The sequence below is a fragment of the Candidatus Methylopumilus universalis genome, from assembly GCF_006365315.1.
GTDB classification, from domain to species: Bacteria; Pseudomonadota; Gammaproteobacteria; order Burkholderiales; family Methylophilaceae; genus Methylopumilus; species Methylopumilus universalis.
In genome coordinates, this window is the sequence record NZ_CP040968.1 from 1,123,104 (window position 1) to 1,148,255 (window position 25,152).

The 25,152-nt window shown below is 36.9% G+C and carries 22 protein-coding genes; 9 read left to right on the forward strand and 13 right to left on the reverse strand.

From position 1 onward, the window contains the following. Positions 1-61: 61 nt before the first annotated feature. Positions 62-2,878, forward strand: a complete 2,817-nt coding sequence (uvrA, locus tag FIT79_RS05940; protein WP_139875950.1) for an excinuclease ABC subunit UvrA — start codon at positions 62-64, stop codon at positions 2,876-2,878. A gap of 1 nt (position 2,879) precedes the next feature. Here the strand turns inward: uvrA and mtgA are convergent, their stop codons facing one another. Continuing rightward, positions 2,880-3,599 (reverse strand): monofunctional biosynthetic peptidoglycan transglycosylase, encoded by a 720-nt coding sequence (gene mtgA / locus FIT79_RS05945; protein WP_139875951.1) that lies wholly within the window; start codon positions 3,597-3,599, stop codon positions 2,880-2,882. After that, positions 3,600-4,433, reverse strand: a complete 834-nt coding sequence (gene aroE, locus FIT79_RS05950; RefSeq protein ID WP_139875952.1) for a shikimate dehydrogenase — start codon at positions 4,431-4,433, stop codon at positions 3,600-3,602. Between the two features lie 270 nt (positions 4,434-4,703). On the opposite strand from aroE, the gene glnA reads away from it, so the two are divergent. The 3 genes from glnA to ntrC all read left to right on the forward strand — a co-directional run bounded on the left by glnA (position 4,704) and on the right by ntrC (position 8,832). Further along, the gene (gene glnA / locus FIT79_RS05955; protein ID WP_139875953.1) at positions 4,704-6,113 is read left to right on the forward strand and encodes a type I glutamate--ammonia ligase; all 1,410 of its coding nucleotides are present in this window, start codon (positions 4,704-4,706) and stop codon (positions 6,111-6,113) included. Positions 6,114-6,334: 221 nt separating this feature from the next. Continuing rightward, on the forward strand, positions 6,335-7,447 hold the full coding sequence (gene glnL, locus FIT79_RS05960) for a nitrogen regulation protein NR(II) (protein WP_139876108.1): 1,113 nt from the start codon (positions 6,335-6,337) through the stop codon (positions 7,445-7,447). Next, the gene (ntrC, locus tag FIT79_RS05965) at positions 7,444-8,832 is read left to right on the forward strand and encodes a nitrogen regulation protein NR(I) (RefSeq protein WP_139875954.1); all 1,389 of its coding nucleotides are present in this window, start codon (positions 7,444-7,446) and stop codon (positions 8,830-8,832) included. The genes glnL and ntrC overlap by 4 nt, the downstream gene beginning before the upstream one ends. 2 nt (positions 8,833-8,834) lie before the next feature. Here ntrC and FIT79_RS05970 read toward each other — a convergent pair whose 3' ends face one another. From FIT79_RS05970 to FIT79_RS06000, 7 genes are all read right to left on the reverse strand, one after another. After that, positions 8,835-9,296, reverse strand: a complete 462-nt coding sequence (locus FIT79_RS05970) for a hypothetical protein (protein ID WP_139875955.1) — start codon at positions 9,294-9,296, stop codon at positions 8,835-8,837. A 1-nt stretch (position 9,297) separates the two neighbouring features. Next, complete coding sequence (locus tag FIT79_RS05975) at positions 9,298-9,978, reverse strand: glycosyltransferase (RefSeq protein ID WP_139875956.1); 681 nt, start codon at positions 9,976-9,978, stop codon at positions 9,298-9,300. Next, positions 9,971-12,298, reverse strand: a complete 2,328-nt coding sequence (locus FIT79_RS05980; protein WP_139875957.1) for a tetratricopeptide repeat protein — start codon at positions 12,296-12,298, stop codon at positions 9,971-9,973. The genes FIT79_RS05975 and FIT79_RS05980 overlap by 8 nt, the downstream gene beginning before the upstream one ends. 70 nt (positions 12,299-12,368) lie before the next feature. Further along, on the reverse strand, positions 12,369-13,673 hold the full coding sequence (locus FIT79_RS05985; RefSeq protein WP_223259633.1) for a porin: 1,305 nt from the start codon (positions 13,671-13,673) through the stop codon (positions 12,369-12,371). A gap of 224 nt (positions 13,674-13,897) precedes the next feature. Then, the gene (locus tag FIT79_RS05990) at positions 13,898-15,013 is read right to left on the reverse strand and encodes a deoxyguanosinetriphosphate triphosphohydrolase (protein ID WP_139875959.1); all 1,116 of its coding nucleotides are present in this window, start codon (positions 15,011-15,013) and stop codon (positions 13,898-13,900) included. Continuing rightward, positions 15,010-16,098, reverse strand: coding sequence for a 3-dehydroquinate synthase (gene aroB, locus FIT79_RS05995; protein WP_139875960.1), 1,089 nt, complete (start codon positions 16,096-16,098; stop codon positions 15,010-15,012). The genes FIT79_RS05990 and aroB overlap by 4 nt, the downstream gene beginning before the upstream one ends. Positions 16,099-16,102: 4 nt before the next feature. After that, complete coding sequence (locus tag FIT79_RS06000; protein WP_139868534.1) at positions 16,103-16,618, reverse strand: shikimate kinase; 516 nt, start codon at positions 16,616-16,618, stop codon at positions 16,103-16,105. A 137-nt stretch (positions 16,619-16,755) separates the two neighbouring features. On the opposite strand from FIT79_RS06000, the gene FIT79_RS06005 reads away from it, so the two are divergent. From FIT79_RS06005 to FIT79_RS06025, 5 genes are read left to right on the forward strand one after another with little or no spacing between them, the layout of a single operon-like run. Further along, positions 16,756-19,038 carry a penicillin-binding protein 1A gene (locus tag FIT79_RS06005; protein ID WP_139875961.1) on the forward strand — a complete coding sequence of 761 codons (2,283 nt, stop codon included), beginning with the start codon at positions 16,756-16,758 and terminating at the stop codon, positions 19,036-19,038. A gap of 21 nt (positions 19,039-19,059) precedes the next feature. Further along, entirely contained in the window at positions 19,060-19,608 is a 549-nt protein-coding gene (locus FIT79_RS06010; protein ID WP_139875962.1) for a hypothetical protein, read from the forward strand. Beyond that, entirely contained in the window at positions 19,605-20,156 is a 552-nt protein-coding gene (locus tag FIT79_RS06015) for a class I SAM-dependent methyltransferase (protein ID WP_139875963.1), read from the forward strand. The genes FIT79_RS06010 and FIT79_RS06015 overlap by 4 nt, the downstream gene beginning before the upstream one ends. A 7-nt stretch (positions 20,157-20,163) precedes the next feature. Beyond that, entirely contained in the window at positions 20,164-20,847 is a 684-nt protein-coding gene (locus FIT79_RS06020) for a class I SAM-dependent methyltransferase (RefSeq protein ID WP_139875964.1), read from the forward strand. Next, on the forward strand, positions 20,847-21,830 hold the full coding sequence (locus FIT79_RS06025) for a hypothetical protein (RefSeq protein ID WP_139875965.1): 984 nt from the start codon (positions 20,847-20,849) through the stop codon (positions 21,828-21,830). The genes FIT79_RS06020 and FIT79_RS06025 overlap by 1 nt, the downstream gene beginning before the upstream one ends. On the opposite strand, the gene hemB is transcribed toward FIT79_RS06025, so the two are convergent. The 4 genes from hemB to FIT79_RS06045 are packed head-to-tail and all read right to left on the reverse strand — an operon-like array spanning position 21,827 to position 25,151. After that, entirely contained in the window at positions 21,827-22,786 is a 960-nt protein-coding gene (gene hemB, locus FIT79_RS06030) for a porphobilinogen synthase (protein WP_420898284.1), read from the reverse strand. The two genes, FIT79_RS06025 and hemB, sit on opposite strands and share 4 nt — an antisense overlap. 32 nt (positions 22,787-22,818) lie before the next feature. After that, positions 22,819-23,610 carry an indole-3-glycerol phosphate synthase TrpC gene (gene trpC / locus FIT79_RS06035; protein WP_139875967.1) on the reverse strand — a complete coding sequence of 264 codons (792 nt, stop codon included), beginning with the start codon at positions 23,608-23,610 and terminating at the stop codon, positions 22,819-22,821. Beyond that, complete coding sequence (gene trpD / locus FIT79_RS06040; RefSeq protein ID WP_223259663.1) at positions 23,603-24,580, reverse strand: anthranilate phosphoribosyltransferase; 978 nt, start codon at positions 24,578-24,580, stop codon at positions 23,603-23,605. The genes trpC and trpD overlap by 8 nt, the downstream gene beginning before the upstream one ends. A gap of 1 nt (position 24,581) precedes the next feature. Continuing rightward, positions 24,582-25,151 (reverse strand): anthranilate synthase component II, encoded by a 570-nt coding sequence (locus FIT79_RS06045; protein WP_139875969.1) that lies wholly within the window; start codon positions 25,149-25,151, stop codon positions 24,582-24,584. Position 25,152 lies beyond the last annotated feature (1 nt).

Sequence of the window (25,152 nt, forward strand, 5' to 3'; positions counted from 1 at the left end):
TATTTCTTATTTTCGAATAATTTCGTATATTAACAGGTTACCTTTAAAAAGCTTAAGCTACATGGATACGATCAAGATTCGCGGGGCTAGAACCCATAACTTAAAAAATATTTCACTTGATTTACCCCGTAATAAATTGATTGTGATTACAGGTCTATCCGGTTCCGGCAAATCATCCTTGGCTTTTGATACGCTATATGCCGAAGGTCAGCGTCGATACGTTGAGTCTTTATCGGCTTATGCACGTCAATTTTTAGAGCGCATGAATAAACCGGATGTCGATTTAATTGAAGGTTTATCCCCTGCGATTTCGATTGAACAAAAATCAACTTCGCATAATCCTCGATCAACGGTTGGCACAGTCACTGAAATCCATGACTACTTAAGATTGCTCTATGCAAGAGCAGGTGAGCCTGAATGTCCCACGCACGCGCACACATTGGAATCACAAACGGTATCTGAAATGGTGGATACATTACTAGCACTCCCCAATGACACAAAAATTATGTTGTTAGCTCCCATCGTTAATAGTAGAAAGGGTGAACAACAAGATTTATTTGAAGATTTGAAAGCGCAAGGTTTTATTCGTTTGCGTATTGATGGTGAGATTTATGAAATCGATGCTCTGCCAAAACTCACCAAAACTAAAAAACATCAAGTTGATGTGGTGGTCGATCGCATTAAAATTAATCCTGAGATTAAGCAGCGGATGACAGAGTCGACTGAAACTGCATTAAGACTAGCCGAAGGCAAGATGATTGCGATTGAAATGGATACCAATAAATCACATCTCTTCTCAGCTAAATTTGCGTGTCCTTTATGCGATTACTCTTTGGAAGAATTAGAGCCACGTATTTTCTCGTTTAATAATCCGATGGGGGCTTGTCCTGAGTGTGACGGGCTTGGCAATATTAATTTCTTTGATCCCAAGCGCGTGGTAGCTTTCCCACATTTGTCGCTAGCTTCAGGAGCTATTAAAGGTTGGGATAAGCGTAATCAATTTTATTTCCAACTTCTGCAATCCTTAAGTGAGCACTACAAATTTGATTTAGAAACAGTGTTTGAAGAGTTGTCAGAAAAAATTCAAGACGTCATTTTGAATGGGAGCGGTAGCGAGCAGATTAGTTTTTCATACCTTAATGAACGCGGTCAAATTAATAAAAAAATGCATAGCTTTGAAGGCATCTTAAATAATTTAAAACGTCGTTATCACGAAACGGATTCAGGTACTGTTCGAGATGAACTCGCAAAATATTTGAATATGCAAACCTGTCCTGCATGCGAAGGTTCACGTTTAAGAATCGAAGCAAGACATGTCAAAGTGGGTAAAAAAAATATTCACGAAATATGTCATACCCCCTTAAAAGAAACGGTGCATTTTTTTGAATCTCTAAAATTAAAGGGAGCAAAAAAAACTATCGCTGAAAAAATCATTTATGAAATTACCAGTCGCTTAAAATTTTTAGTTAATGTCGGTTTGGATTATTTATCGCTTTCTCGATCAGCCGAAACCTTGTCAGGTGGTGAGGCACAACGTATTCGTTTAGCCTCACAAATCGGTAGTGGTTTAACAGGCGTCATGTATGTGCTCGATGAACCATCCATTGGTCTTCATCAGCGTGACAACGATCGTTTACTTGAAACCTTAAAAAGATTGCGTGATTTAGGCAATACTGTGATCGTCGTTGAGCACGATCAAGATGCAATTATGACTGCTGATCATGTCGTCGATATCGGTCCAGGTGCAGGTGAACATGGTGGCTATATAGTGGCTGAAGGTACACCTAAGATGATTGCCAAACATCCCAAATCACTCACAGGTCAATACATCAGTGGTCGTAAAGAAATCAAATATAAAAATAAACGAGTATTGCCACGCACTTTAAAATGGTTAGAGTTAAAAGGTGCTAAGGGAAATAATTTAAAAAATGTACATTTAAAATTACCGATTGGTCTCCTCACTTGTGTTACAGGCGTGTCAGGTAGTGGTAAGTCATCTCTCATCAATGACACGCTATATCGTGCCGTCGCACATCATTTATATGGAAGCCATACGGAGCCCGCTGAACATGCATCGATTAAAGGCTTAGATTTTTTTGATAAGGTCGTTGATGTTGACCAAAGCCCGATTGGAAGAACGCCCAGATCTAATCCTGCGACATACACAGGACTCTTTACACCCACGCGAGAACTTTTTGCACAATTGAATGAAAGCCGAAACCGAGGTTATGGCCCAGGCCGTTTCTCATTTAACGTCAAAGGCGGTCGATGCGAAGCTTGTGAGGGGGACGGGGTGATTAAAGTTGAAATGCATTTCTTACCTGATGTCTATGTGCCTTGTGATATTTGCCAAGGTAAACGTTATAACCGTGAAACTTTGGAGATTCAATTTAAAGGTAAAAATATTCATGACGTGTTATCAATGACGGTTGAACAAGCCCATCAATTTTTTAATGCAATTCCTGCGGTTGAAAAAAAATTACGTACTCTCATTGAAGTAGGTTTGGGTTATATCACTCTAGGTCAAAATGCGACGACACTTTCGGGCGGCGAAGCGCAGCGTGTTAAATTAGCCTTAGAGCTTTCAAAACGTGATACAGGCCGCACGCTTTATATTTTAGATGAGCCCACCACCGGACTTCATTTTGCTGATATTCAACTATTACTTGATGTGATTCATAAGCTTCGTGATGCAGGTAATACCATTGTCATCATTGAACATAATTTAGATGTGATTAAAACTGCAGATTGGGTGATTGATTTAGGCCCTGAAGGTGGTGATGGTGGTGGTGAAATTATTTCAGAAGGCACACCTGAAGAGGTTGCTAACAATAAAAAGAGTTACACGGGTAAATATCTAAAACCTTACCTAAAATAAATTACGGTACTTGAATCGCACTCATTCGGGATAAGATAATCCCGCTTCGCTCAATTAATCCTGAAGCATCTTGATGACGCTCATAATATTTAGGATTAGGAATCATAGAGGCTAACTTAGCCGACTGAAAACTATTGAGATCTTTTGCATGGGAGGAAAAATAACGAAGGGATGCGGCTTCAATGCCATACACATTATTTCCCCACTCGATCACATTCAAATAAATTTCTAAGATTCTTTGTTTACTTAAAATCGTTTCAAGCATCAGCGTGATAATTGTTTCTTCTGCTTTTCGCCAAGGCGTTCTTTGGTTAGATAAGAATAAATTTTTAGCAAGCTGCTGGCTAATGGTGGAGCCTCCCGCTACAATTTTTTTGCGTCGTTTATTTTTTTCATAAGCTTTTTCAATGCCTTCCCAATCAAAACCTTCATGGTCAATAAACTTAGCATCTTCGGCTGCAATCACGGCTTGTTTAATATTAATTGAGATTTGGTTGTAATTCACCCATTGATGACGAAGTGTTGCTTTTTCATCTTTCTCTTGAAGATGTTCGAGTCTTCTTTCCATAAAAGCACTTTCACCTGGATTTATAACCGTCCATAAAATAATGTGAAATAAAATCCAGAGCTGATAGAAAAAAAACAAAAGAAATAAGACGGATGCAATCTTTCCTTTAAAAGAGCGATGGTTCCAAAATAAATTTTTTAATCTTTGCGGCAATTAAAGCGCTCTTAAAGATTCAATCACAGATTTTGTTTGAGGCTTAATATGATGCCAAATAAAAAAAGCTTCCGCGGCTTGTTCAACCAACATACCTAGACCATCTGATACTTTAGATCCTCGTGATTTAGCTTGCTTAATAAAAGATGTTTCTTTGCCATACATCATGTCGTAGGCTAAGGAGCCTTTATGAAAAACTTTTGGATCCATATGTAGAGCATCATCGCTTAAGCTCGCTGAAGTTGCATTGATGATGACATCAAAATATTGATGCGGACATTTTGGAATTTCAATCACGTTTAAATGCACATTAAAACTTTTTGCATGCACATCCATTTTTTTTTGAATCACGTTTGATTTTTCAATGGTTCGATTGGTAAGCGTTAATTCAGACGGTTTTTTTTCTAGCATAGAATAAATCACACCTTCTGCAGCACCGCCCGCACCAATGAGTAAAATTTTCTTATTTTTTAAATGTGTATCAAGATTTTGTTCGAGGTCTCTTACTAATCCTATGCCATCTGTATTATGGCCAATCATTTCACCTTGTTTAAATTCGAGCGTGTTAACTGCTTCAGCGATTCTAGCGTGACTAGAATGTGTGGTTGCTAATTGGTATGCTTCTTTTTTAAAAGGCAATGTGACATTTACCCCGCTTAATTTTTGTGCGATGAGTTTATGCATTGTATTTGTAAACTGATCGCGAGGTGAAAGGATAGCTTCGTAAGCAATATGAAGCCCATTTTCTTTAGCAAACGCTGCATGAATTTGAGGAGATAGGCTGTGATGAATTGGATTACCAATCACAGCAAAATGTTTTTTAAGATCAGTCATGGAGCGCTATCACATCGATTTTGATTAAGGTTTTGAGTATAAGTGTTTTTTAAAAAACTGCCATCAAACTCATTTATGCACTTTATAAGTGCATAAAACTCATATATGCATTTTTTTGGTGCAATTTTTGGCTTTCACCTTTTAAATCTCGAACAATAACAGTGTCTTATATCATTATTAGATTGGCACAATTTATGCTTACTATTAATATGTTGAAATGCATTAATGAACAACAGTTTGAATCACAATTGAAGCTTTTAGGAGAATGAAATGGCAATCGCTGATGTAATGAAAAAGATTAAAGATAACAACGTTAAATTCGTGGACTTTAGATTCACGGATACGAGAGGCAAAGAACAGCACGTCAGCGTGCCTGTCTCAGCTTTTGATGCAGATAAATTTAAACAAGGTCACGCATTCGATGGTTCATCGATTTCAGGTTGGAAAGGCATTCAAGCCTCCGACATGTTGCTGATGCCAGATCCAGATACAGCTAACATCGATCCATTCATGGAAGAGCCAACCTTGATCCTGACATGCGATGTCGTAGATCCAACAGACGGTAAAGGTTATGAGCGCTGTCCACGAAGCTTAGCGCGTCGTGCAGAAGCTTATTTAAAATCCACAGGCATAGGTGACACAGCTTACTTTGGTCCTGAACCAGAATTCTTTATTTTTGACTCCATCACTTGGTCTCAAGGTATGGAAGGATGTCACGTTAAAATTAACTCAGAAGAAGGTGCATGGGACTCAGCCACTCAACACGAAGGCGGCAATACTGGTCACCGTCCAGGTGTTAAAGGCGGTTACTTCCCAGTACCACCCGTGGACTCACTTCAAGATGTGCGTTCAGCAATGTCGATTACATTAGAAGCGATGGGCGTTCCCGTTGAAGTACATCACCATGAAGTCGCCACTGCAGGCCAATGTGAAATCGGTACTAAATTTAGTACACTCACACAGCGAGCAGATTGGACTCAACTACTTAAATACGTGGTGTTAAACACTGCACATAACTATGGCAAAACAGCAACATTCATGCCAAAACCTATCGTAGGTGATAACGGTTCAGGTATGCATGTGCATCAATCGATTTGGAAAGATGGTAAAAATTTATTTGCAGGTTCTGGCTACGCAGGTTTAAGTGAGCTCGCATTGTTCTATATTGGTGGTGTGATTAAACATGCGCGTGCACTCAATGCGATTACTAATCCAGGTACGAACTCATATAAACGTTTAGTGCCAGGCTTTGAGGCTCCAGTGAAATTAGCTTACTCTGCGAAGAACCGCTCAGCATCGATTCGTATTCCATTCGTGGAAGGTGACAAAGCCCGTCGTATCGAAGCGCGATTCCCTGATCCAATAGCGAATCCATATCTTGCATTCAGCGCATTGATGATGGCAGGTCTAGATGGTATTCAAAATAAGATTCACCCAGGTGAACCCGCTACAAAAGACTTGTACCATTTAACACCTGAAGAAGATGCACAAGTGCCGACGGTATGTTCATCGCTTGAACAAGCGCTTGAGTATTTAGATAAAGATCGCGAGTTCTTAACACGCGGCGGTGTATTTACCGATGACTGGATCAATAGTTACATCGATCTTAAGATGGAAGAAGTCACTAAGATGCGCATGACACCGCATCCAATTGAATTTGGCATGTATTACAGCTGCTAATTCGTTTGATGTTATTAAAAAGACGGCTTTGATAGCCGTCTTTTTTTGTACCTACATTTTGCCTAAATACATTTATGCACTATTTTAGTGCATTACCGCTTAATATTCTTTACAATATCCTCATACATCCTAGTAAGCAAGCCTTAAGACCATCTGTCAAAGTTGGCTCGAGTTTTGCTTGTTATATAAATGAAAATGGAAAGTTCATGAAAAAAACCACGATGCCATCCTTAACCCCAGAACTTAAGGGGATTGAACACTTAGCAAGTGCGGTATTGCTATGTGATATTGAAGGTCATATTTTGTATATGAATCCATCGGCAGAAATTTTATTTGGACTCAGCGCTAAACATATTTACAAGATGGCGCTAGACGAAGCATTTCCAAATTCTGACATTTTAAAATTAGCCATCAGCCAAGCTTTAAATAGTGATACACCTTATCGCGAACATGAGTTTTTAATTACCACTTTAAAACATCAATCCTATTCTGTGACATGCACCATTACACCCATTCAAACTGAGCCGATTCGATATATTCTTGAGTTCCAACAAATGGATCAGCAATTAAGAATCGCAAAAGAAGAACGCATGTTGATTCAACAACAAGCGAACTCAGAATTGATTCGTAATTTAGCGCATGAAATTAGAAACCCGTTGGGAGGTTTGAGAGGAGCTGCACAACTTTTAGAACATGAACTCCCTGATGTTTCATTAAAAGAATATACACAAGTTATTATTAAAGAAGCGGATCGATTGCAGTCGCTGATGGATCGACTGCTCGTTCCTCATCAAAAACCCAAATATGAACCGACAAATATTCATGAGGTTTTGGAGCGTGTTCGAAGTTTATTGTTAGCCGAATCCCCTGATGAAATAAAAATTCAACGTGATTACGATACGAGCCTGCCTGATATTATTGGCGACCGCGAAAAATTAATTCAGGCAGTTCTTAATATTGCCCGCAATGCCGTGCAAGCCATGCATGAAAAACAACAACAAGGTTTAATCATTTTTAAAACGAGAGCTGAACGACAAATCATGCTCGCTAAAAAACGATACCGTGTTGGTATTAAACTTGACATCATTGATAACGGACCTGGCATTCCTGCAGGTATTCGCGACAAAATATTTTATCCACTCGTCTCCGGACGCGAAGGTGGCTCAGGACTCGGTCTATCGCTCGCGCAAACATATGTAAGTCAGCACCAGGGCATGATTGAGTGTAAGAGTGAAACAGGGCAAACAACATTCACGATTTTATTGCCGATTAAAGATTTAGATACAAAAGAAATTTCTATTCACAATCAAGAATCACAAGGACCTTCACTATGAAAGCAATTTGGATTATCGATGATGACAAATCCATTCGATGGGTATTTGAAAAAGCACTTGCACGAACTGACTTAAATTTTAAAACATTTAGTTCGATTAAAGAGGCACTTGCCGCCATCAAAGATGAAGAGCCGCAAGTGATTGTGAGTGACATTAGAATGCCGCAAGGCTCAGGCTTAGAACTCCTTCAAGTGATTAAAGAAAAGTTTGCGCATATACCTGTCATCATCATGACAGCTTATTCTGATTTAGAAAGTGCGGTCGCTGCATTTCAAGGAGGAGCCTTTGAATACTTAGCCAAACCCTTTGATGTGGATCAAGCGATTGAAATTATTCATCGTGCGATTGATGAATCTTTAAAGCAAACGAATCAAGAAGTCTTGTTTGAAAACTCAACTGAGATGATTGGGCATGCACCATCCATGCAAGAAGTTTTTCGTGCGATCGGACGACTGAGTCGTTCTCATGCCACGGTTCTCATTAATGGTGAATCAGGAAGTGGCAAAGAACTGGTTGCAAGTGCCCTTCATAAACATTCCCCTCGTGCAGATAAACCTTTTATCGCAATTAATACAGCAGCGATTCCAAAAGACTTATTGGAGTCTGAACTCTTCGGGCATGAGCGTGGTGCATTTACTGGAGCGCAAGCTTTACGAAAAGGTCGTTTTGAACAAGCGGATGGCGGCACACTTTTCTTGGATGAAATTGGAGATATGCCAGCTGACCTTCAAACAAGACTTTTACGTGTATTAAGTGATGGTCAGTTTTATCGAGTCGGTGGACATAATCCAATTAAAGTGAATGTCAGAGTCATTGCAGCAACACACCAAGATATGGAAGAGCGTGTTAAAGCAGGCCTCTTCCGTGAAGATTTATTTCATAGACTTAATGTCATTCGTTTACGATTACCAGCACTCCGTGAGCGTGCAGAAAACGTTCCAGATTTAGCCCGCCATTTTTTACAACAAAGTGCACAGCAATTAGGTGTGGAAACAAAAATTTTATCTGAAGACACTTTAAATTATTTATCGCATCTTCATTGGAGTGGTAATGTGCGTCAGCTTGAAAATGTGTGTCATTGGTTAACGGTCATGGCACCAGGTCAAAATATTGATGTCAAAGATTTGCCGCCTGAACTCAAAAATAATGATATGTATAAAGAAGTGACAGCTAATTGGAAAGATGCACTCAAACAAGAAGTGCAATTAGCATTGAACAAAAATCAGAAAGATATTCTGACTCACTTAAATAAAACATTCGAAAAGATTTTAATTGAAGAAGCGCTTTTGTTTACAAAAGGAAGACGCATTGAGGCTGCTGAAATGTTAGGCTTAGGTAGAAACACCTTAACCCGAAAAGTCAAAGAATTAAAAATCGAAAAATAATTTTAATTTTTTGAGTCAGGCGTTGCTTGATTTTGTACTTTAGGGGCAACCGTCATTACAATCATTGATTTGGCAGCTAATGGCCCACCTTCAGTAATTTCTATAGTAAGTGTTCGAGTGCTCCCCGTAAATACCAAAATACTTAACTTAGCCTTAGTCGATGAAACAAGTTGCCAGCCATATTTTGGGTATTCGCTTGTAAAGAAAGCGCTTGCTCCTAGAGGCTCAATACTTGATGATAATTCAATACGTCCCGCCCAGTTATCACCCTCACCTAAAATTAAGGATTTATCTGGTGAGATGCGCGCATCTTTAGGAAGTGGCATTTGATTAAAAAATAAAGTTTCTACCTTTTTAATATCATCAAAGCGTTTGCTTAAATCGCCTAAATTATCTGTATTTGCACAGCTCAAAATGACTAAGGAAAGAAAGCTCACTAAAATAAAATTAACAGTTTTATTCATCTTATTTTCCAATGCCATCTTTTACCCTCTTATAAGTGTTATACCAAATATCTGCCATGTCTGTATTTTCATATTCTTTAAAACAAGGTGTGCCTAATGTATAGTGAATTAATTTCGCTTCATTATTTTCTGGGTACTCAATCGCAAGCCAATTCCATTCTTTAGGTAGATCGCCAATTTCATAATCATTTAACCAAGAAAAACGATGTAAATACTTACCAGTTTGATTTTGAATAAATTCGGGAGTTAAAATTTTATGTTTTGGATGCGAGCAGTTCCAGAGTATTAAACTAGACCAATTTTTCCTTGGATAATTTTCATTTTTATTTCCCAAATATTTAGTATGTGCTTTTGTTTCATAGTCATGCTTAACCACCATAAGGGCTTTCGACGGATCTTTCAAATTCCAAAGCTCTTTAATATCTGATTGGCAAATCATGTCCCCATCAGCGAAAATTGCCCAACCTTCGAAATTATTTAAATAAGGAGCAAGAAATCTTGAATAGATAAAATCATTGCTTTGATCAGTATGTGTTTCTTTGTAATTTTTTAAATTGTTAATCGCCAGGGGAATAAAAGACACGGGTATTGATGCATTTTCAATTACACTTTGACAAAAAGTATGATATGCAACAGACTCTCTTTGATCAAAACCCACAACAATTTTTATTATTTCATTCATTAAATTTTTCTCTAATTTTATTGGCTATTTCAGTTACAGGAATCTCCCAATCGCTGTTTTTAACTTGTTGCATTTGATGCACTTTAGGATACCATAAACTCTTCGATTCATTGATATGCCAATACCATATTTTTCCTCTAGCAAAAGGTACTATAACGTAAGTTTCTTTGCCAATTGATCCCGCGATGTGAGCTGTCACATTACTTGAAGTAACAACAAAATCACATGCATTTATAAGTGATGCGAGGCCATCTATATCTTCTGTATTATCAATTTCGCTTATATTTTTAATAATAATATTATAATTTTTTTCTAAATTAAAAATTTCATCAGCAGTATCGCCATATTGTAAATTTACAAACTCTATATTTCTTATTCTCAACAGGGGAAGAAAATCAACTAGTGTCAAAGACTTATCTTGACCAATATTTTTATTTGAACTCTTCCAAGAGATCCCACATACAAACTTAGATGCATTATCAAAGCACTTTTTTAAACCCTTAGATTTGATCTGGTCTGGCTTTAAATATCCAATAGCTTGTCTTGAAAAAGATTTTTCATCATTTCGAAAAAAGTTACCGATACTACCTATAGGGAAAAATAAATCAAAATCAATTTTTTCAACTGGAGTTTTAGAAGAAATAAAATCAATTGAATCAAATGATCGATCGCACCATTCAATTAATCTAGGATCTACCATCACAATTAATTTATTATATTTTAATGTTATTGCATTATAAAATTCTTTTAATAAGCTTAGATAAAGAATTTCATCTCCGAGTCCATGCTCCGCAACAAGAAGTATCTTTTTATTTTCACAATCAAAATTAGTTAATCTTTGTTTTTTTAATAAATTGATATTATTTATAATTTTATTATTGTACAGTTGTGTTTCAAATCTCTTTTCATAATGCTGCCATCCATTTACAAAATCTTTTGTTTTGAGATAGTCCATTGCAGCATTCATACAGGCCTCTGGAAAATTTTTTTTAAATTGAATTGCTTTTTCATAATCTCTTATAGATTTCTCATAATCGCCTATATTTGAATAGACTGAAGCCCTGTTATTATAAGCAATTCCATAATTTGGCCTAAGAGCGATTGCAATTTCACAATCATTTAAAGCATCTTTAAATTTTTTTAACTCTACTAATGTTGCAGCTCGATTTGCAAATATTTCTGGATTTTTGGGATCTAAAACTTCCGCCTTATTATAATCATCAATAGCTTTTTCATATTCCCTCACAGCATGAAAGCAAGCTGCTCTGCTTATCAAAGCATCTATGTAATCACTATCTAATCTTAACGCGATATTAAAATTCTGTATTGCTTCAATGTCTCTTCTTATGGCATGAAGAGCTATGCCTAAATTACAATATGCGACTTTAAAATCTTGCTTAATTTTTACTGCGGAAGTGAAATCATTAATCGCATTTTCATATTTCTCTAATTTATTGTAAATTGCCCCTCTTGTGTTATACGCCTCTGGATAATCCGGAATAATAGCGATTGCTTTATTAACTTCTTCTAATGCTAGATTGTATTTTTCCATCCCAATGTATATCACAGCTTTATTATTATAAGGATCAGGCAAGTGAGGGTTTAATTGAATTGCCTTTTCATAATCTTGAATTGCGTCCTCAATTCTCCCTTTTTTGGATAACAATACCCCTCTCGAATTATAAGCGTCATATGCTGATGGAAAGAGTCTAATTACTGTATCGTAATTTTGAATTGCTTTATCATAGCTTTCAAGATTTTCATTTGTTATAGCTCTTAATAAATAAGCGTCTAAATATTTAGGATTTAATTTAATTGCATTGTTTATGTCTGAAAGAGCTTCAATATGTCTTCCTAAAATATTAAATACTATGGCTCTATTATTGAAAGCAAAATAAGATGATGGGTCTAAATTTATGGCTTGAGTATAGCTTTCTAACGCCTTGTCATATTGCGATAATTGTCGTAAAGCTCTTCCACGATTGTAATAAATTTCAGGTACATTTGAATTAAGTTTTATTGCTAAATCAAAATGTTCAATAGCTTTCGCTGGATTGCCAGTATCCACAAAAGCCTTTCCAATGTTTATATGCACTGCTAATTGATTTGGATTTGCTTTAATGGATTTTTCTAGGAATAAAATTCCAGATTCAAATCTTTCATTTTGAAATTCAATTAAAGCTAAATTATTTAAGGCCTCGGGAAGATTCGGGGCGACTTTGATAATTTCCAAATAAATTTCTTTTGCCTCATTTAATTTATTTTCATGGCAAAAACCTTGCGCTTTTTCTAGTTTCTTATGTAACAAACTTGTTTTCATTTTTTATTAAGTATAAAAAAACGGCATTCTTTTGGAATGCCGTTTTATTGTAACAACTAAGAACTTAATCTTAGAAGAACAAGATCGCACCTAATGAACCGGTATTGTTCTTGTTTTCTTGACCAGCATGGTTTTCTGATTTTAAGTGTGAATATTCAGCTACTAAGTTTAAGCTCTTAGTAAGTGGGTGATAGATACCACCTGTCCACATTTCATTCTCTTTAACAACCAAACCTGATGCCAAAGCTACGTTAGCACCTGTTGCTAGTGTTTCACCAGAAGCTAAATCAAGTTTACTTGTGCCCCAGCTAATACCAACTTTAGTTTTTGTTGGCAATGCATAAGTTGCTTGAACATAACCACCGTTTGAATCACGTGAGTTACCATTTGTAGCATAACCGTCCCACATTTGACCTGTCGTACCAATACCACGACCACCATAGTAGTAACCAGTCAAGCCAAAGCCAGCAACATTAACATTTGCACCGATATCACCAGCATAAGCTACTGAATCATTAACAGTTACACCTGCTCCTAAGTCAGAAACCTTATTAGCAATACCTGAAACCCAGATCTTACCTGTTACATCATTTGCAGCAAAACTATATGAAGCTTTACCTTCGTATGCTGTTTGTGCTGAACGATTTGAAGAAGCTGCACTGTAGAATGTTGCTGCAGTAGTTGTTGTAACAACTGAAATTGCAGAAGCTGCAGAAGTTACAGCTGTTGTAGTTGTTGAGGCTGCATTTTTAGTACCTGTAGCACGATTTGCGCCCCAGTTTTGTGTTAAACCAACAGTAGCTTGGAAGCCACTGAAATTTGGAGTTGTGTAAGCAATTTGTGATTTCCAGTCTGCATAAAGATAACCAGCACCGATACGTCCGAGTGTTGTATTGTTACCTGCTGATGTAGGAGCGCCAACGCCAAGTAAAGTCATATCGCTAAGAATTGCATCAGAAGCGAAAATACCTAAATCTTTACCAACCTTGATAGAACCCCATGATTTGTCGCCAAATGTTAAATAAGCTTGACGATTATTTTGTGTACCAGAGCTTAGTGCGCCAGTTTCAGATGAACCTGGTTGAATGCTGATTAAGAATGCTACATCCAAATCATTTTGGCGAGTTGTACCACCAATTGATAAGAAGTTAGGTAATAAGCCTGTGGTAATATTTGAAGCACTGCCAGTTGGGTTTGTGTTTGCAATACCAGTTAAACCACCAGCAACAGTGTTTCTTACTTCTTGTTTGCTGTAAGTTGCAAATGAGTTAACGTTACCACTGATGTCAACTGTCCAATCACCCGCTGGAATTATAATACCAGCATTAGCTAATGAAGCTGATGCTAAAACTGCACCTGCTACGGCTAATTTCATTTTATTAATTTTCATAGATTTCTCCGTTAGTTTTTTTTAAAACCTCATCAATTGCTTGATGAGAAAGTTCGCGAACTTTCCCAATGAATATAAAGCCTCATTAAGAAGGTTACGAGAATTATGCGTCATCAAACTGAGCTACCGCAAGTATTTTTAGTGTTTTTTACGACATTTGTGAAGCTTTATAGGTTTTTGTTGCAAATTTACAACAAAATTAATTTAACCTATTGATTTATAAGTAATTTTTCATGCTCACGAATCGCATAGCGATCCGTCATGCCGGCAATATAGTCCGCAATGACCCGCGGTTTTTCCTCTCGCCCGATGGATTGATAGTCTGAAGGGATTAAGTTTAAGTTGTCCATATATACCTTAAATAGACCCTCAATGGTCTTTACTGCCTTATCTGTCATCTCAGTTACCTTAGGATGAAGGTATAAAGACTTCCTTAAGAACTGTTTTAACTCAAGCTGTTTTTCTGCCATCTCGGTCGAAAAATCAATCATGGGACCATTAAGCCTTACCTCATCTACGGTTTTTGGTTTTGATACCTTTATATAGGAGAGACTCGTGCGACATAAATCATCCACCAAACTATGGATCATTCGGCGGATGGTTTCATGAACAAGTCTTTTTTGAGGTAAATCGGGATAAAGGGCTTTGACCTTTAAAGCATGCTCTTTAAAAAGGGAGACTTCCATCAATTGATCAATCGTTAAAAGTCCTGAACGAATACCGTCATCAATATCGTGATTGTTATAAGCGATCTCATCCGCAAAATTTGCAATCTGTCCCTCGAGTGTTGTTTCTGTTTTATCTAAAAATCTTTGACCCACATCACCTAACTTTTCTGCATTTTTAATAGAACAGTGTTTTAAGATGCCTTCCCTTGTTTCAAAGGTGAGATTCAGTCCATCAAATTCGGCATATCTTTGCTCTAAAAGATCAACGACACGAAGCGACTGAAGATTATGTTCGAAGCCACCATATTCTTTCATGCAACGGTTTAAGGCATCTTGTCCTGCATGGCCAAAAGGTGTGTGGCCTAAATCGTGAGCTAAAGCTATGGCTTCTGCTAAATCTTCATGGAGGTTTAGGGTTCTTGCAATACTTCTTGCAATTTGAGCGACTTCCAAGCTGTGCGTTAAACGGGTTCTAAATAAATCACCTTCATGATTCACGAACACTTGGGTTTTGTATTCAAGACGACGAAAAGCGGTGGAGTGAATCACGCGATCTCGATCGCGCTGAAAATCATTTCTTAAAGTTGAGGTTTCTTCTATAAAACGTCGGCCGCGAGATTGTTCTGGATGTGCAGCATAAGGTGCCAACTTCATCATGCTAAAAAATTTGAAGTTTGAAGTGTGGTCTTTAAATGTTTCGTATCGTAATCACTTGTGATCACAGAGTCGCCAATACCTTTTTGTAATACCAATCTAATTTTGCCATCTACGACTTTCTTATCCATGCTCATGAGTTCCATATATTGATCCTCACTTATTTTTGGGGGATCAGTTGGAAGTTTTGCTTCTTTTAAAAGTTTAATGATGCGAGTAAATTCTTCGCCCTTTACCCAGCCCATGAGTTTTGATAAATGAGCTGCCATCACCATACCGGTTGCCACTGCTTCGCCATGAAGCCAAACACCATAGCCCATTGCATTTTCAATGGCATGTCCAAACGTATGTCCAAGATTTAATGTAGCTCTCACACCTGATTCATGTTCGTCCATCTCCACCACATCCGCTTTGTTTTGACATGAACGCTCTATAGCTTCAATCAAAAGAGATGAATTTAATTTCATAAGGCCTTCAATATTTTTTTCAAGCCAATTAAAAAATGTCTCATCACGAATGAGCCCATACTTAATCACTTCTGCCATACCTGCTGAAAATTCTCGTGAGGGTAATGTTTTTAAAGTATCGATATCTGCAATCACGCATTGCGGCTGATAAAAAGCACCAATCATATTTTTACCCATGGGATGATTAATCCCTGTTTTGCCACCGACTGAAGAATCCACTTGAGATAAAAGTGTAGTTGGAATTTGTATAAAAGGTACGCCCCTTAAATAAGTCGCTGCGGCATAGCCTGTCATATCGCCTATGACGCCACCTCCTAATGCAATGAGTGTGACCGTGCGTTCACATTTTTCTTTTAAAAGTGCATCGTAAATAAGATTTAAGGTTTCTTGGTTTTTATAAGATTCGCCATCGGGCAAAATAATTGGAAACGCTTTAATGCCATGCCCTTTTAAAAGGGATAACAATGGATCAAGATATAAAGGTGCGACCGTGGTATTAGTGACAATCGCCACATGCTTTTGTTTTAAGTGAGATTCGATGAGTTTAATTTGAGACAGCAAGCCCTCTCCAATATAAATAGGATAGGATCGATTCTCTAATTGAATATTTAGTGTTTGCATGTGTCTAACTTAATAATGACTCAATTTTATTAATAATCGTTTGTGTTTTTTGTTGTCCAGTGTCGACGACGAATGACGCCACATTTAAATATAAAGGATGTCTATCTTTATATAATTGATTTAATGTATCTAGCATATTGCCTTGTTGTAAAAGTGGCCGATCTTTATCGTAAGCCATACGTTTTGCTAAGTGTTGAGGCTTGGCATTTAAATATATAACCTTACCTCTTTCTTTTAAAAGCGCGCGATTTTCTGCACTTAATATCGCACCCCCACCTGTCGCTAAAATAATATCTTTTTTACTCGATAACTCATCAATCATTTGCGTTTCTCTTTTGCGAAAACCTTCTTCACCCTCGAGTTCAAAAATCACCGAGACCTTAACACCCAACTTTTTTTCAATTTCATGATCGGTATCGTAAAAAGTTTTTTTAAGTTTTTTGGCTAACAATTTACCTATGGTCGTTTTACCTGCGCCCATAAGTCCTACAAAAAAAATATTGTCATTAATCGTTGCCATGACGAACTAGCTTTATATTCAAGAATACTGATTATTTTAAGGGATTAATGAAGTTCTGGTTCGAATTGCCTACAAATAATCTTCAACACCTTTTATAATAAGACTCATTAACCCCTCTTAAATCGCAAAAAAGACTTATGGCAAAACCTACTTTCATAAAACGTCTCATGTTGTGGTTTTTTATAAGCTTGGCAGCCATCGGAGCATTAATTGCTTTAACCATTGCCTTAGTTATACCCTCATTACCCTCTCTCGAATCGCTGACCGAATACCGTCCTAAACTACCTTTAAGAGTCTATAGCTCAGACGGGTTCCTCATGGCTGAGTTTGGTGAAGAACGTCGCGCCTTTATTAAAATTCGTAATGTGCCTAAAAAAATGAAGAATGCTATTTTGGCAATTGAAGACCGTCGTTTCTATCAACACAAAGGGGTTGATGCTGTCGGTGTTGGACGTGCGATTGTCAAAAATTTAGCAGGTGCCTCACATGAGGGAGCGAGTACGATCACGATGCAAGTCGCACGTAATTTTTTTCTTTCATCTGATAAAACTTTAAGACGAAAAATTAGTGAAGTTTTTCTTTCCTATAAAATTGAAAAAAATTTAAATAAAGATCAAATTTTAGAGCTTTATATTAATCAAATTTATTTAGGTCAACGTGCCTACGGTTTTGGAGCAGCAGCTCTCGTCTATTATGGCAAGCCTCTAGAAAAACTCACTTTGGCTGAATGTGCGCTTTTAGCAGGCCTGCCGAAAGCTCCTTCTAATTACAATCCATTTACCAATCCAAAACGTGCCATTCAACGCCAACGTGAAGTCTTAAAAAATATGTTGCGTTATGAATTTATTGATCAAAAAGCTTTTGAAGAAGCGATGAACCAAACGCTTCATTTCAAGGAGTCGCGACAATCCAGAGATTTAATAGCTGATCATGCATCTGAAATGGTAAGACAAGTGCTTTATGATCAATATAAAGATGATATCTACACAAGTGGTATTAAGGTTTACACCACCATTAAGAAAGCCAACCAAGAGGCGGCTAATGAAGCAGTATTAAGAGGCATTTTAGATTACGATCGTCGTCATGAATATCGAGGCCCTGAAAAAACGATTGATTTGGAAGGTAAAAAATTCGAAGATCAAAAAACTAAGATTTCAGACACGCTTGATGGCATAGAAGAATACAACGGATTTATTCCAGCCGTGGTTATTAAAGCTGAATCTAAATATGTTCAAGCTTTCACTAAAAAAGGAGATATGGTTGATATTAAAAATGATGGTTTAGCCCTCATTCAAAAAACCTTGAGTGACAAAGATCCTAAAAATAGAAAAATTAAACCAGGCGTTATTATTCGTGTGATTCAAAAAAATAAACAATGGGAGGTAGTACAACTTCCTAAGGTAGAAGCGGCATTAGTCTCAATGGATCCTCAAACAGGGGCCATTACAGCCCTCGTTGGCGGCTTTGATTTCAATCGAAATAAATATAACCATGTCACTCAAGCGAAACGCCAGCCTGGATCAACTTTCAAGCCCTTCATTTATTCTGCAGCCTTGGAAAAAGGTATTACACCTGCCACTATTGTGAATGATGCGCCACTTCATTTCTCAGCAGCTGAAACAGGAAGTGGAATGGATTGGGATCCACAAAATTATGATAATGATTTTGATGGACATATCAGACTTCGTAATGGTTTAGCAAAATCTAAAAACTTAGTTGCTATTCGGGTACTAAAAGCAATTGGTGCGCCTTATGCACAAGACTATGCATCACGCTTTGGTTTTGACCCTGCAAATCATCCTGCTTACTTATCGATGGGCTTAGGTGTCGGCTCTGCCACACTTATCGAAATGGTGACTGCATATGGTGTATTTGCAAATGGAGGTTATCTTAAAAAACCTTACCTCATAGAAAAGATGGTTGATAGTCAGGGTCAAGTCATCGATCAAACCAATACAATGTTTCAAAATGAAGAAACACCGCGTGTCATTGATCCTAGAAATTCATTTATCATGACGACCCTTTTACAAGACGTAGTCAATAAAGGAACAGCTCAAAAAGCTAAGGCATTAGGTCGATCAGATATTGCAGGCAAAACAGGCACCACAAATAATCAAGTAGATGCTTGGTTTGCAGGCTATACGCCTTCGCAAGTCGCCATTGCATGGATTGGATTTGATCAGCCTAAATCATTAGGTAAAGATGAAACAGGCTCTCAGGCTGCCCTTCCTATATGGATTAAATATATGCAGACCGCCCTCAAAGATGTTCCTATACAAAATTATGCGATGCCTGATGGTGTCATGATTCGCAAAATTAAATCAGATACAGGTACACCGGCTTATGAAAATGAAGAAGGCGTGAATGAGTATTTCTACTTAGAATTTCCACCACATAATGAGATACATCTCCTCAATTAATTTTTAAAAAAAGTGTTTCATATGGCAAGACAAAGTAAACATATTCGATTTCAGGTGGCTCATAAAGCTGCGCAAATGATGGTCGAAGAAGGAATTAGCGATTATGCATTTGCAAAACGTAAAGCGGCTAATTTTTTTGGGCTGATGGATGGCGATGTCTTGCCTTCAAATAATGAAATTAATGATGCTATTAAAGAACATCAAGCGATTTTTTTAAATAAAGAGCATGAGGGGCGTCTCAAAGCATTAAGACTTGAAGCATTAAATCTAATGAAAAAATTAAGTGCTTTTAACCCTCATTTAATAGGCGGAATATTAGATGGCGCAATCGGACGGTACCCTAAAACTCATATTGAACTATATGCTGATTCCATGAAAGAGATTGAGTTTTTTTTACTCAATCTTGGTATACCATACGAAACGCGAGATCTAAAATTAAAAAAAATTCCAATATTAATTATTGCTGGCTCTCAAGGGCCTATTGAACTTATGATCTTTGATATTGGATCTTTGAAATTTAAAAGAAATAGTGGGTCCATAAAATATATAGAGAGGTTAATTTTGGCATGATTAAATTAAATTTAGGTTGTGGGGATAAAATTATCCCAGAGTACATAAATGTTGATATTGATTCAGAAAGATATTCTGATAAAAAACCTGATATCTTGTGTGATATTAAAAAATTAACCTTTAATGATAATTACGCCGATGAAATACTCTCTGTTCATGTTATAGAACATTTCTGGAGATGGGAGGCTTTGGATGTTTTAAAAGAATGGGTTAGGGTATTAAAGCCTGGCGGAAAAATGATTATTGAATGCCCTAATTTGAAATCCGCATGTGAAGAGTTTTTAAAAAATCCTGATGCTTTTTCTGGTCCAGGAGCAGAAGGGCAAAGAACTATGTGGGTTTTTTATGGCGACCCAAAATGGAAAGATCCTTTGATGGTTCACAGATGGGGATACACCCCAAATTCTCTTGGAAGATTAATGCATGAGGCTGGTTTAATTAATCTAAGACAAGAGGCAGCACAATTCAAGCTTAAAGAGCCTCGCGATATGAGAATCGTTGGGGAAAAAAGTGGTTTAATTAACTATACTTTAAATTATAAGGTTTAATTAAAAAATGAAATTTTCAGACGCTTTTAACGCACCAAGAAACTTTACTTCTGAAAAATGGGAGCATTATTTTGAAATTTATGATCATCTTTTGGGCCATTTATATGGATCCAAAGTTAATTTTCTTGAGATTGGCGTTCAAAATGGAGGGTCATTGGAAATAGCGCAAAATCTTTTCTCAAAAGAATCTAAAATTATAGGGCTTGATATAGATCCAAGATGTAAAATTCTTGAAACTGTGGTTGCTGATCATATATTAATTGGATCACAAATAGACGACCATGTTTTGCAGAAAATATTCGAACTAACTCCTCATTTAAATATTATTATTGATGATGGCTCTCACATTCAATCCCACATGATTTTAACTTTCTTAAAGCTTTTTTCTCATTTAGCCCAAGGTGGAATATATATCATTGAAGATACTCATACAAACTATAGCCATGAGCATCAAGAAAGCTTTCTAGGCATTGGTCTCTATGATTACTTTAAAGGACTTTCAGAAAGGCTAAATATAGATTTCATAAATCCTCAGCACAGAAAAGAACGCTTTAAATTACCTCGTGACTTACGCCCTGAAGTTAAAACATACCCAGATATAATAAATGAAATATTCTCAATTGAATTTTTTAATAGCATTATTGCAATACGAAAAAAAATGAAGGTTGAGCCTTTAAGAATCAGAAAATAATGAAAACTATTCATTGGTTTGTGCCATACGAGAATCCGCAATTAGAATTGATAAAAAATTCAAATTTGGCAAGCATTCGCCTAAGACTTTCAGCTTTCTTAAATCAAAAAATTTATACGGTAACTTTTGGAGACTTAATCATTGAAAACCCTGATTTCATTGTTATAGGAAAAATTGGAGGGTCATCAGACAATTACAGAGAAAATTTATGGTTAGATCAAATTAACAAAAAAAAAGAAAATGGTACAAAAATTATATTAGATTACACAGATAATCATCTTAACTTCAAGTCTTCCATGTCTTCTTTTTATAGTAAATCTCTTCTATATATTGATGCTGCAATTGCATCTTCCGCTTTTTTATCAAATGAATTAAAGCAAAAAACTGAAGTTCCTGTAGAAATAATTCCTGATGTCATTGAAATAGAAATCTTAAAACCGAGATCAAAAGAATCTAATTTTAAAAAAATTTTTTGGTTTGGTCATGCTTCAAATATTAATTATTTAATTAAATTCATAAATACTTTGAACAAATTAGAAAATAAAATCGCACTTTATGTATTATCTAACGAACAAGGTTTAGATATTTTTAATAAAAATCAAATTAATATTTCTAAGAATTTATCTATACACTTGGGAATATGGTCTATTGATGCAATGATAAATACTGCAAAATTTTGCGATTTAGCTATTATCCCCTCAGATCCAAATGACCCAAAAAAAGCTGGCGTAAGCTCAAACAGACTTATTACTGCTTTGGCACTTGGACTCCCGACAGCAGCTGATGGAATGGAATCTTACAAGGAATTCAGTAAATATTTTACAGATATTCGCTCAGAAAAATTTATTGATTTACTGCAAAATCCAAATTTTTTTCATGATCAAGTTTTAGAGGCTCAAGAGAATATAATCCCCAGTTTTACTTATGAAGCTATCAATCAAAAATGGGTAAGTTTTTTTTCAGGTTTACAACAAGTTAGCTAATCTTTTAGCCAGCTTGCAACTTCCATCGCGTAATAACTTAATATTCCATCAGCACCTGCTCGCTTAAAAGCTAAAAGAGATTCTATCACAACCGCTTTTTCATCCAGCCAACCATTTTGCGAAGCGGCTTTCAGCATCGCGTATTCACCACTTACTTGATAAGCATAAGTCGGCACGCCAAATTTAGTTTTAACTCGATAGACAATATCAAGATATGGCATGCCAGGTTTCACCATCACCATGTCAGCACCTTCGTTAATGTCGAGTTCAACTTCGACTAAAGCTTCATCGGTATTCGCTGGATCCATTTGATAGCTATTTTTGTCAGACTTACCTAAATTTTGAGATGATCCCACTGCGTCTCTAAAGGGCCCATAAAATGAAGAAGCATATTTTGCTGAGTACGCTAAAATTTTTGTATGAATAAATCCTTCTTTTTCTAAAGCCTCGCGAATTTTGCCGATGCGGCCATCCATCATATCGGACGGTGCCACAATATCAGCCCCAGCTTTAGCATGACTTAAAGCCTGTTTGATTAAGACTTCCACTGTTTCATCGTTCAGGACATAACCTGACGCATTAATCAACCCATCCTGGCCATGACTTGTATAAGGATCGAGTGCTACATCTGTAATGACGCCAAGTTGGGGTACATGTTGTTTTAATAGCCCTACCACTCTTGGAATAAGGCCTTTTGGGTTATAAGCTTCTTTCGCATCTTCTGTTTTTAAGTACGCATCAATCACTGGAAATAATGCAATCGCAGGAATACCTAATTTGAAACATTCTTTTGCGATATCAATAATAAGATCAGCACTTTGACGTTTAATGCCTGGCATGGATGGAATCGCTTCTTCTTTTTGATGTCCCTCCATCACAAATACGGGGTAAATTAAATCATCTGTTCGCAAATGATGTTCACGCATCAATCGACGCGAGAATTCATCTTTACGCATTCGTCTGGGTCTATTCGAATTTTCCATAATATTTAAAATTGAAATAAATTTTTTAAAGAGTGGCCTGGATCAGATTCTCGCATAAAAGCTTCACCGATGAGAAAGGTATTCACATGATGATCTTTCATCAACTTCACATCATCTGATGTAAAGATCCCTGACTCAGTCACAATAATTTTGTCAGCACTGATATTTTTTAATAAATCAAAAGTGGTTGTGAGCGAAACATCGAACGTTTTTAAATTCCGATTGTTAATACCTAGAAGTCTTGTCTTTAATTGCAATCCCAGATCGAGCTCTTCTTGATTATGTACTTCGACTAATACATTCATGCCTAAAGTGTGTGCAATTTCTTCTAGCTCTTGCATTATGTCTAAACGAAGTGCTGCGACAATAAGTAAAATACAATCAGCACCCATGGCACGCGCTTCATAAATTTGATAAGGATCTACCATAAAATCTTTGCGTAATATGGGAAGGCTACATGCAGCTTTTGCTTCTTTTAAAAAATTGGCATGGCCTTGAAAATATTTTTGGTCAGTGAGAACAGATAAACAAGTCGCCCCACCTTTTTCATAAGAGATTGCAATCTCTTTCGGATTAAAATTTTCTCGGATGACACCTTTAGATGGGCTCGCTTTTTTAATTTCAGCAATTACAGCCGCTTTATTTTTTGAGAGTTGTGTTTCAATGGCTTTTATAAAACCTCTAGGTTGAGGAGAATTTTTCACTTCATCTTTAAGTTGATTCAGTGATTTAATTTTTTGTGATTCTTTAATTTCTTCAAATTTAGTGGCAATGATCGTATCAAGAATATTAGCCATGTGACGCCACCTTGAGTGCTTCTAATTTTTTTAATGCTAAACCTTGGTCAATCACTGATGCAGCTTTTGCAATACCTTCTTTTAAAGTTGAAGAAATACCACTGATATAAATAGCTGCTCCTGCGTTAAGAATTGTAATGTTGCGATGAGGACCTTGACTGCCATTTAGCACATCAAGCATCATAGCCTTTGATGCTTCCGCATTTTCTACTTGTATCGTTTTAAGATCTGCTACATCCAATCCAAAATCAGAAGGCTGAATAGTATAAGTTGTGATCGTTTTATTTTTTAACTCTGTAACAGTGGTTCGACTTGATATTGAAATTTCATCCATACCATCTTCACCATGCACCACCATGACATGTTCACTTCCTAGTTTTGATAACACCTCTGCCATAGTTTGTGTGAGCGACTTATCGTAAACACCCAATACTTGATGCGTTGCCAATGCTGGATTTGCTAGAGGCCCTAAAACATTAAAAATGGTTCTGATGCCTAATTTTTTTCGAACCGGTGCTGCATATCGCATCGCTGGATGAAAGTTGGGTGCAAACATAAAAGCAATACCAATCTCATTCACAAGCGACGCCACTTTGTCTGCTGTTAAATTGACATTCACACCTAGGGCTTCTAATACATCAGCACTACCGCATTTAGATGATACTGAGCGGCCGCCATGTTTCGCCACTTTCACACCCGCACTTGCGGCTACAATCGCGCTCAAGGTAGACACATTAAATGTTTGAATGCCGTCCCCTCCTGTGCCACAGGTATCGACTAAATGTGTTTTATCCTGAATCACTACTTGCTTTGAAAATTGACGCATCACCGTTGCTGCGTCAAAAATATTTTCTGCAGTCACACCTTTTTCATTTAAAGCTAAAACATAAGATTCAATAATGTCGTCACTTAGGACACCTGACATTAAAGACTGCATAAAGTCTCTCACAGATAATTCTTTTGAGTTCATGTTAGCCATATGCTTTTAAAAAATTATTTAATAGATCGTGTCCATGTTCAGTGAGCACTGATTCAGGATGGAATTGAACGCCTTCGATCGGAAGTGTCTTATGACGGACCCCCATAATTTCTTCATCATCGGTCCATGCCGTTACTTCTAAACAACTAGGTAATGTTGCACGCTCAATCACAAGGGAATGATAACGTGTCGCTGTGAATGGATTTTTTAAGTCTTTAAATACCCCTTGATCTATATGATGAATTTTTGAAGTTTTGCCATGCATCAATGTTTTAGCATGAATAATTTTTCCCCCAAATGCTTGGCCAATCGTTTGATGGCCTAAGCAAACACCTAGAATGGGAATCTCCCCTTTGAATGTATTGACCACCTCTAAAGAAACACCTGCCTCATTGGGGGTGCATGGGCCAGGAGACAACACAATATACTGAGGATTCTTTTTTTTGATTTCATCAATCGTAATCTCATCATTGCGATACACTTCAACTTCTTGTTTGAGCTCAGCTAAATACTGAACAAGGTTATAAGTAAATGAATCGTAGTTATCAATCATGAGTAACATA